The sequence below is a fragment of the Streptococcus sp. 3874 genome (assembly GCF_013276425.1).
In the GTDB taxonomy this organism is placed as follows: Bacteria; Bacillota; Bacilli; order Lactobacillales; family Streptococcaceae; genus Streptococcus; species Streptococcus pseudopneumoniae.
In genome coordinates this window covers 25,746-35,673 of the sequence record NZ_VMLA01000018.1, presented here as the reverse complement: position 1 = coordinate 35,673, position 9,928 = coordinate 25,746, and the positions used below count along the sequence as shown (strand labels likewise).

At 44.2% G+C, this 9,928-nt stretch carries 6 protein-coding genes; all 6 read left to right on the top strand.

Annotation, left to right across the window (positions count from 1 at the left end):
• Positions 1 to 35 precede the first annotated feature (35 nt).
• The 6 genes from comA to purF all read left to right on the top strand — a co-directional run bounded on the left by comA (position 36) and on the right by purF (position 9,890).
• On the top strand, positions 36 to 2,189 hold the full coding sequence (gene comA / locus HT703_RS01735) for a peptide cleavage/export ABC transporter ComA (RefSeq protein WP_007284836.1): 2,154 nt from the start codon (positions 36 to 38) through the stop codon (positions 2,187 to 2,189).
• A 12-nt stretch (positions 2,190 to 2,201) separates the two neighbouring features.
• Complete coding sequence (gene comB, locus HT703_RS01730; RefSeq protein WP_000801594.1) at positions 2,202 to 3,551, top strand: competence pheromone export protein ComB; 1,350 nt, start codon at positions 2,202 to 2,204, stop codon at positions 3,549 to 3,551.
• 169 nt (positions 3,552 to 3,720) lie between these two features.
• Positions 3,721 to 4,428 carry a phosphoribosylaminoimidazolesuccinocarboxamide synthase gene (gene purC / locus HT703_RS01725; protein ID WP_000043297.1) on the top strand — a complete coding sequence of 236 codons (708 nt, stop codon included), beginning with the start codon at positions 3,721 to 3,723 and terminating at the stop codon, positions 4,426 to 4,428.
• 1 nt (position 4,429) lies between these two features.
• The gene (locus tag HT703_RS12075; protein WP_079211609.1) at positions 4,430 to 4,573 is read left to right on the top strand and encodes a phosphoribosylaminoimidazolesuccinocarboxamide synthase; all 144 of its coding nucleotides are present in this window, start codon (positions 4,430 to 4,432) and stop codon (positions 4,571 to 4,573) included.
• 55 nt (positions 4,574 to 4,628) lie between these two features.
• On the top strand, positions 4,629 to 8,354 hold the full coding sequence (locus tag HT703_RS01715; RefSeq protein WP_054392666.1) for a phosphoribosylformylglycinamidine synthase: 3,726 nt from the start codon (positions 4,629 to 4,631) through the stop codon (positions 8,352 to 8,354).
• A 93-nt stretch (positions 8,355 to 8,447) separates the two neighbouring features.
• Complete coding sequence (purF, locus tag HT703_RS01710; protein ID WP_049522364.1) at positions 8,448 to 9,890, top strand: amidophosphoribosyltransferase; 1,443 nt, start codon at positions 8,448 to 8,450, stop codon at positions 9,888 to 9,890.
• The last annotated feature ends 38 nt before the right edge of the window (positions 9,891 to 9,928 follow it).

Sequence of the window (9,928 nt, the reverse complement as noted above, 5' to 3'; positions counted from 1 at the left end):
GATTTTCATTGAGTATTAGGAAAAAGGAGATGAAGATGAAATTTGGGAAACGTCACTATCGTCCGCAGGTGGATCAGATGGACTGCGGTGTAGCTTCATTAGCCATGGTTTTTGGCTACTATGGTAGTTACTATTCTTTGGCTCACTTGCGAGAATTGGCCAAGACGACCATGGATGGGACGACGGCTTTAGGCTTGGTCAAGGTGGCAGAGGAGATTGGTTTTGAGACGCGAGCAATTAAGGCGGATATGACGCTTTTTGACTTGCCAGATTTGACTTTTCCTTTTGTTGCCCATGTGCTTAAGGAAGGAAAATTGCTCCACTACTATGTGGTGACTGGGCAGGATAAGGATAGCATTCATATTGCCGATCCAGATCCTGGGGTGAAATTGACCAAACTGCCACGTGAGCGTTTTGCGGAAGAATGGACAGGAGTGACTCTTTTTATGGCACCTAGTCCAGACTACAAGCCTCATAAGGATCAAAAGAATGGTCTGCTCTCTTTTATCCCTATATTAGTGAAGCAGCGTGGCTTGATTGCCAATATCGTTTTGGCAACACTCTTGGTAACCTTGATTAACATTGTGGGTTCTTATTATCTGCAGTCTATCATTGATACCTATGTGCCAGATCAGATGCGTTCGACGCTTGGGATTATTTCTATTGGGCTGGTTATCGTCTATATTCTCCAGCAGATTTTGTCTTACGCTCAGGAGTATCTCTTACTTGTTTTGGGGCAACGCTTGTCGATTGATGTGATTTTGTCCTATATCAAGCATGTTTTTCACTTGCCCATGTCCTTCTTTGCGACACGCAGGACAGGGGAAATCGTGTCTCGTTTCACGGATGCTAACAGTATCATCGATGCACTGGCTTCGACAATCCTTTCGATTTTCCTAGATGTGTCAACGGTTGTCATTATTTCTCTTGTTTTATTTTCACAAAATACCAATCTCTTTTTCATGACTTTATTGGCACTTCCTGTCTATACAGTGATTATCTTTGCCTTTATGAAGCCTTTTGAAAAGATGAATCGTGATACCATGGAAGCCAATGCGGTTCTGTCTTCTTCTATCATTGAGGACATCAACGGTATTGAGACTATCAAGTCTTTGACCAGTGAGAGTCAGCGTTACCAAAAGATTGACAAGGAATTTGTGGATTATCTGAAAAAATCCTTTACCTATAGTCGGGCAGAGAGTCAGCAAAAGGCTCTGAAAAAAGTTGCCCATCTCTTACTCAATGTCGGCATTCTCTGGATGGGAGCTGTTCTGGTCATGGATGGCAAGATGAGTTTGGGGCAGTTGATTACCTATAATACCTTGCTTGTTTACTTTACCAATCCTTTGGAAAACATCATCAATCTGCAAACCAAGCTTCAGACAGCGCAGGTTGCCAATAACCGTCTGAATGAGGTTTATCTGGTAGCTTCTGAGTTTGAGGAGAAGAAAACGGTCGAGGATTTGAGCTTGATGAAGGGAGAGATGTCCTTCAAGCAGGTTCATTACAAGTATGGCTATGGTCGAGATGTCTTATCGGACATCAATTTGACCATTCCACAAGGTTCTAAGGTAGCTTTTGTGGGGATTTCGGGGTCAGGTAAGACGACTTTGGCCAAGATGATGGTTAATTTTTATGATCCAAGTCAGGGAGAGATTAGTCTGGGTGGTGTCAATCTCAATCAGATTGACAAAAAGGCTCTGCGCCAGTACATCAACTATCTGCCTCAACAGCCCTATGTCTTTAACGGAACGATTTTGGAGAATCTTCTTTTGGGAGCCAAGGAGGGGACGACTCAAGAGGATATCTTACGGGCGGTCGAATTGGCAGAGATTCGGGAGGATATTGAGCGCATGCCACTGAATTACCAGACAGAATTGACTTCGGATGGGGCAGGGATCTCAGGTGGTCAACGTCAGAGAATTGCTCTGGCGCGTGCTCTCTTGACAGATGCGCCGGTCTTGATTTTGGATGAGGCAACTAGCAGTCTGGATATCTTGACTGAGAAGCGAATTGTCGATAATCTCATGGCTTTAGACAAGACCTTGATTTTCATTGCTCACCGCTTGACCATTGCTGAGCGGACAGAGAAGGTTGTTGTCTTGGATCAGGGCAAGATTGTTGAAGAAGGAAAGCATGCTGATTTGCTTGCACAGGGTGGCTTTTACGCCCATTTGGTGAATAGCTAGAAAGAGGAGAGGATGAAACCAGAATTTTTAGAAAGTGCGGAGTTTTATAATCGTCGTTACCATAATTTTTCCAGTCGGGTGATTGTCCCCATGTCCCTTCTGCTTGTGTTTTTACTTGGATTTGCAACATTTGCAGAGAAGGAGATGAGTTTGTCTACTAGAGCTACTGTCGAGCCTAGTCGTATCCTTGCAAATATCCAGTCAACTAGCAACAATCGTATTCTTGTCAATCATTTGGAAGAAAATAAGCTGGTTAAAAAGGGAGAACTGTTGGTTCAATATCAAGAAGGGGCAGAGGGTGTCCAAGCGGAGTCCTATGCCAGTCAGTTGGACATGCTCAAGGATCAAAAAAAGCAATTGGAGTATCTGCAAAAGAGCCTGCAAGAAGGGGAGAACCACTTTCCAGAGGAGGATAAATTTGGCTACCAAGCCACCTTTCGCGACTACATCAGCCAAGCAGGTAGTCTTAGGGCTAGTACATCGCAACAAAATGAGACCATCGCGTCCCAGAATGCAACAGCTAGCCAAACCCAAGCTGAAATCGGGAACCTCATCAGTCAAACAGAGGCTAAAATTCGCGATTACCAGACAGCTAAGTCAGCTATTGAAACAGGTGCTTCCTTGGCCAGTCAGAATCTAGCCTACTCTCTCTACCAGTCCTACAAGTCTCAGGGTGAGGAAAATCCGCAAGCTAAAGCTCAGGCTGTTGCGCAGGTTGAAGCGCAACTTTCTCAGTTAGAATCTAGTCTTGCTACTTACCGTGTTCAGTATGCAGGTTCAGGTACCCAGCAAGCCTACGCGTCTGGTTTAAGCAGTCAATTGGAGTCTCTCAAATCCCAACACTTGGCAAAGGTTGGTCAGGAATTGACCCTTCTAGACCAGAAAATCTTGGAAGCAGAGTCAGGTAAGAAGGTACAGGGAAATCTTTTAGACAAGGGGAAAATTACGGCGAGTGAGGATGGGGTACTTCATCTCAATCCTGAGACCAGTGATTCTACCATGGTAGCAGAAGGTGCCTTACTAGCCCAACTCTATCCGTCCTTGGAAAAAGAAGGGAAAGCCAAACTTACAGCTTATCTCAGTTCGAAAGATGTAGCAAGGATCAAGGTCGGTGATTCTGTTCGCTATACTACGACTCATGATGCCAAGAATCAATTTTTCCTAGATTCTACTATTACAAGTATTGATGCGACAGCTACTAAGACTGAGAAAGGGAATTTCTTTAAAATCGAGGCGGAGACTAATCTAACTTCGGAGCAGGCTGAAAAACTTCGATATGGGGTGGAAGGTCGCCTGCAGATGATTACGGGCAAGAAAAGTTATCTGCGTTATTATTTGGATCAATTTTTGAACAAAGAGTAATGTTCGTGTTTTTAGAGTTAAATGATTTTAAAACTGTGAGAAAGATGTTTCTTGCAGTTTTTTCTTTATGATTTTTGACGTCACTACGCTATTTATTCGGTTAAATTCTTGTATTTTTTGGTTTTTTATGGTAGAATGTGCTCAAGTAATACGAAAGGCGAACTTTAAAATGTCAAAACAATTGATCTATTCGGGAAAAGCTAAAGATATCTATACAACAGAGGATGAAAATCTTATTATTTCAACTTACAAGGACCAGGCGACTGCTTTCAATGGTGTCAAGAAGGAGCAGATTGCAGGTAAGGGAGTCTTGAATAATCAGATTTCATCTTTTATTTTTGAGAAGTTAAATGCAGCTGGTGTAGCGACTCACTTTGTGGAGAAGCTTTCAGACACGGAGCAACTCAATAAAAAGGTTAAGATTATTCCTTTGGAAGTCGTGCTCCGAAACTACACGGCTGGTTCCTTTTCAAAACGTTTTGGTGTAGACGAAGGAATCGCATTTGAGACTCCGATTGTCGAATTTTACTATAAAAATGATGATTTGGATGACCCGTTTATCAATGACGAACATGTGAAATTCCTACAGATTGCGGATGACCAGCAAATCGCCTACTTGAAGGAAGAAACGCGTCGTATCAATGAACTTTTGAAGGTCTGGTTTGCTGAGATTGGACTTAAGTTGATTGACTTTAAGCTAGAGTTCGGTTTTGACAAGGATGGCAAGATTATCTTATCAGATGAATTTTCACCAGATAACTGCCGCTTGTGGGATGCGGATGGCAACCACATGGATAAGGATGTTTTCCGTAGAGGATTGGGAGAACTAACCGACGTTTATGAAGTTGTTTGGGAGAAGTTGCAAGGTTTGAAATAATCTGTTTGCAACGGAAAACCTTCGTCTCTCAACTAAAAGGACTCAGGCTGAAAAGGTCCCCCAGACCTTTTCACTCCGTAGGGGATTAGGAGAGCTAACAGACGTTTATGAGATTGTTTGGGAAAAGTTGCAGGAATTGAAATAACAACCTCAAGGTCGTTGGGAACATTGCAAGAGCTGAAATAAAGGAATAAGGATTGATGGATAAACGTATTTTTGTTGAAAAAAAGGCTGATTTTCAGGTCAAGTCAGAGAGTTTGGTGAGAGAACTCCAGCATAACTTGGGACTTTCAAGCTTGAAAAGTATTCGTATTGTGCAAGTCTATGATGTCTTTGATTTGGCGGAGGACTTGTTTGCACCTGCAGAGAAGCACATCTTCTCTGAGCAGGTGACCGACCATGTTTTAGATGAAGTATCTGTGCAGGCGGATCTTGCTAATTATGCTTTCTTTGCCATTGAAAGCCTGCCAGGGCAGTTTGACCAGCGTGCAGCTTCTTCGCAAGAAGCCTTGCTTTTGCTGGGAAGTTCGAGTGATGTAACGGTCAATACAGCACAATTGTATTTGGTCAATAAGGATATTGATGCGACTGAGTTGGAAGCGGTCAAGAACTACTTGCTCAACCCAGTTGATTCTCGTTTCAAGGACATCACGACAGGGATTGCCAAGCAGGAATTTTCTGAGTCAGACAAGACCATTCCTAAATTGACTTTCTTTGAAAGCTATAGGGCAGAAGACTTTGCTCGCTACAAGGCCGAGCAAGGGATGGCCATGGAAGTGGATGATTTGCTCTTTATCCAAGACTACTTTAAGTCAATCGGGCGCGTGCCGACGGAAACAGAACTCAAGGTTTTGGATACTTACTGGTCTGACCACTGCCGTCACACGACTTTTGAGACAGAGTTGAAACAGATTGATTTCTCAGCTTCTAAATTCCAAAAGCAATTGCAGTCAACCTATGACAAATATATCGCTATGCGTGATGAGTTGGGACGTACGGAAAAACCGCAAACCTTGATGGATATGGCAACTATTTTCGGTCGTTATGAGCGTGCCAATGGACGTTTGGACGACATGGAAGTGTCAGATGAAATCAATGCTTGCTCAGTAGAAATCGAAGTGGACGTTGATGGTGTGAAAGAACCATGGCTCCTAATGTTCAAGAATGAAACTCACAACCACCCAACGGAAATTGAGCCATTTGGTGGGGCTGCTACCTGTATCGGTGGAGCCATTCGTGACCCATTGTCAGGTCGCTCATATGTTTACCAAGCCATGCGGATCTCAGGTGCTGGTGATATTACAGCACCGATTTCAGAAACTCGCGCTGGGAAACTGCCACAACAAGTCATTTCTAAAACAGCGGCTCATGGTTATTCTTCATACGGTAACCAGATTGGGCTTGCAACAACCTACGTTCGTGAATATTTCCACCCAGGTTTCGTTGCTAAACGTATGGAACTTGGTGCCGTTGTTGGTGCGGCTCCCAAGGGCAATGTTGTCCGTGAAAAACCGGAAGCGGGCGATGTCATTATCCTCCTCGGTGGTAAGACTGGACGTGACGGTGTCGGTGGTGCGACAGGTTCTTCTAAAGTTCAAACGGTTGAGTCTGTAGAGACTGCTGGTGCTGAGGTTCAAAAAGGGAATGCCATCGAAGAACGCAAGATTCAACGTCTGTTCCGTAATGGCGATGTCACTCGTCTTATCAAGAAGTCTAATGACTTTGGTGCTGGTGGTGTCTGTGTAGCTATCGGTGAATTGGCAGACGGTCTTGAAATCGACCTTAATAAGGTGCCTCTTAAATACCAAGGATTGAATGGTACCGAAATTGCCATCTCTGAATCTCAAGAACGGATGGCAGTCGTGGTTCGTCCTGAGGATGTAGATGCCTTCGTTGCTGAATGTAACAAAGAAAATATTGACGCTGTTGTGGTGGCGACAGTGACGGAAAAACCAAATCTTGTCATGCACTGGAATGGTGAAACCATTGTCGACTTGGAACGCCGTTTCCTTGATACCAATGGTGTGCGCGTGGTCGTTGATGCAAAGGTTGTAGATAAGGATGTCAAACTCCCAGAAGAACGCACAACAAGCGCTGACACACTGGAATCAGATACCCTTACGGTTCTATCTGACCTCAACCATGCAAGTCAAAAAGGATTACAGACTGTCTTTGACTGCTCTGTTGGACGCTCAACGGTTAATCACCCACTTGGTGGTCGTTACCAACTTACACCAACTGAGGCATCTGTGCAGAAATTGCCAGTTCAACACGGTGTGACTCATACTGCGTCTGTCATGGCTCAAGGGTTTAATCCTTATATTGCTGAATGGTCTCCATACCACGGTGCTGCTTATGCGGTTATCGAAGCAACTGCTCGTTTGGTGGCTGCTGGTGCCAAATGGTCTAAGGCTCGTTTCTCTTACCAAGAATATTTCGAGCGGATGGACAAGCAAGCAGAGCGTTTTGGTCAGCCAGTAGCCGCCCTTCTAGGCTCTATTGAAGCTCAGATTCAACTTGGCTTGCCATCTATCGGTGGGAAGGACTCCATGTCTGGTACCTTTGAAGAATTGACCGTTCCGCCAACCTTGGTTGCATTTGGGGTGACGACGGCAGATAGCCGTAAGGTGCTCTCTCCAGAATTTAAAGATGTTGGGGAAAATATCTACTACATCCCAGGTCAAGCCCTCTCTGCAGAGATTGATTTTGACTTGATTAAGAAAAATTTTGCTCAGTTTGAAGCAAGCCAAGCTGACCATAAAGTGACGTCTGCATCAGCTGTCAAATACGGTGGTGTAGTTGAAAGTTTGGCTCTTGCTACCTTTGGAAACTATATTGGTGCAGAGGTGACCTTGCCTGAACTTAAAACAGCTTTGACAGCTCAATTAGGCGGCTTTGTCTTCACATCTCCTGAAGAAATCGTTGGATTGGAGAAGATTGGACAAACAAGTGCAGACTTTACACTAACTGTCAATGGTGTGAAGCTAGATGGACACAAACTTGACAGTGCCTTCCAAGGCAAATTGGAAGAAGTTTACCCAACAGAATTTGCTCAAGCCAAAGAACTGGCTGAAGTACCAGCTGTGGTATCAGATGTTGTGATTAAAGCAAAAGAAAAGGTTGAAAAACCGGTGGTCTATATCCCAGTATTCCCGGGAACCAACTCAGAATATGACTCAGCCAAGGCATTTGAAAAAGAAGGCGCAGAGGTTAACTTGGTGCCATTCGTGACACTTAATGAAGAAGCCATTGTCAAGTCAGTTGAAACCATGGTTGACAACATCGGTAAGGCTAACATTCTCTTCTTTGCAGGTGGTTTCTCAGCTGCGGACGAGCCAGATGGTTCAGCTAAGTTTATCGTCAACATCTTGCTTAATGAAAAAGTGCGTGCAGCTATTGATAGCTTTATCGCCCGTGGTGGCTTGATTATCGGTATCTGTAATGGATTCCAGGCTTTGGTCAAATCAGGTCTTCTTCCATACGGGAATTTCGAGGATGCTAATAGTACTAGTCCAACCCTCTTCTACAATGATGCCAATCAACACGTGGCCAAGATGGTGGAAACTCGGATTGCCAATACCAACTCACCATGGTTGACTGGGGTGCAAGTGGGTGACATCCACGCCATTCCTGTTTCACACGGTGAAGGGAAATTTGTCGTGACGGCTGAGGAATTTGCGGAGCTCCGTGACAATGGTCAAATCTTTAGCCAATACGTTGACTTTGATGGAAAACCAAGTATGGACTCTAAGTACAATCCGAATGGTTCTGTCCATGCCATCGAAGGAATTACCAGCAAGAACGGCCAAATCATCGGTAAGATGGGACACTCAGAACGTTATGAAGACGGTCTTTTCCAAAACATACCAGGAAATAAAGACCAGCACCTCTTCGCGTCAGCGGTTAAATACTTTACTGGAAAATAAGACTTGCAGATTTTCTAATAGATAGTATCAGTAATGTAAAAGTCAGGTAAATCTAGCTCTTGATGATACACAAATGAAAATTAGGTATATAAAATGACATACGAAGTAAAATCTCTTAATGAAGAATGTGGTGTTTTCGGTATTTGGGGACATCCAGATGCTGCTAAATTGACCTATTTTGGTCTCCATAGTCTTCAGCACCGTGGTCAGGAGGGGGCAGGAATCCTCTCCAACGATCAGGGACAATTGAAGCGCCATCGTGACATGGGACTTTTATCAGAAGTCTTCAGAAATCCTGCTAATTTGGATAAATTGACGGGAACTGGTGCGATTGGGCATGTGCGTTACGCGACTGCTGGCGAAGCTTCTGTAGATAATATCCAGCCTTTCCTCTTCCGTTTTCACGATATGCAGTTTGGTTTGGCTCATAATGGAAACTTGACCAATGCTGCCTCTCTCAAGAAAGAATTGGAAGATAGAGGAGCGATTTTCAGTGCGACTTCGGACTCTGAAATCTTGGCTCACCTCATTCGTCGCAGTCATAATCCTAGCCTGATGGGCAAAATCAAGGAAGCGCTCAGCCTTGTCAAAGGTGGTTTTGCCTATATCTTGCTGTTTGAGGACAAGTTGATTGCGGCTCTTGACCCCAATGGTTTCCGTCCACTTTCTATCGGGAAAATGGCCAACGGAGCGGTGGTGGTTTCCTCTGAAACCTGTGCTTTTGAGGTTATTGGTGCTGAATGGATTCGTGATTTGAAGCCAGGTGAGATTGTGATCATTGATGACAAGGGCATCCAGTATGATAGCTATACAGATGATACTCAGTTAGCAATCTGTTCTATGGAGTATATCTATTTTGCTCGCCCTGATTCTAACATTCATGGTGTCAATGTTCATACGGCACGTAAACGTATGGGTGCTCAATTGGCGCGTGAATTCAAGCATGAAGCAGATATTGTGGTCGGTGTGCCCAATTCTTCCCTTAGCGCGGCTATGGGATTTGCGGAAGAATCTGGTCTGCCAAATGAAATGGGACTTATCAAGAACCAATACACCCAACGTACCTTTATCCAACCGACTCAAGAATTGCGGGAGCAAGGGGTGCGGATGAAACTATCTGCTGTTTCTGGTGTTGTAAAAGGCAAGCGTGTGGTTATGATTGATGACTCTATTGTACGTGGAACAACCTCTCGTCGGATCGTTCAGCTCTTGAAAGAAGCGGGTGCAACTGAGGTTCACGTTGCTATTGGTAGTCCAGCGCTAGCTTATCCATGTTTCTACGGGATTGATATCCAGACCCGTCAGGAGCTAATTGCGGCCAATCATACGGTCGAAGAAACTCGCCAAATCATTGGTGCGGACAGTCTGACCTACCTTTCCGTTGAGGGGTTGATTGATTCAATTGGTATTGAAACGGATGCGCCAAATGGTGGTCTCTGTGTCGCTTATTTTGATGGTGATTACCCAACGCCTCTCTATGACTACGAAGAAGACTATCGTAGAAGTTTGGAAGAAAAGACCAGTTTTTACAAATAGACAATAGATCCTCCATTAAAGAAAAGGAATATAAAAAT

Coding starts and splice junctions, on each gene's coding strand:
- purF (WP_049522364.1), top strand. CDS start 8,448: ATGACATACGAAGTAAAATCTCTTAATGAAGAATGTGGTGTTTTCGGT.
- comA (WP_007284836.1), top strand. CDS start 36: ATGAAATTTGGGAAACGTCACTATCGTCCGCAGGTGGATCAGATGGAC.
- comB (WP_000801594.1), top strand. CDS start 2,202: ATGAAACCAGAATTTTTAGAAAGTGCGGAGTTTTATAATCGTCGTTAC.
- HT703_RS01715 (WP_054392666.1), top strand. CDS start 4,629: ATGGATAAACGTATTTTTGTTGAAAAAAAGGCTGATTTTCAGGTCAAG.
- purC (WP_000043297.1), top strand. CDS start 3,721: ATGTCAAAACAATTGATCTATTCGGGAAAAGCTAAAGATATCTATACA.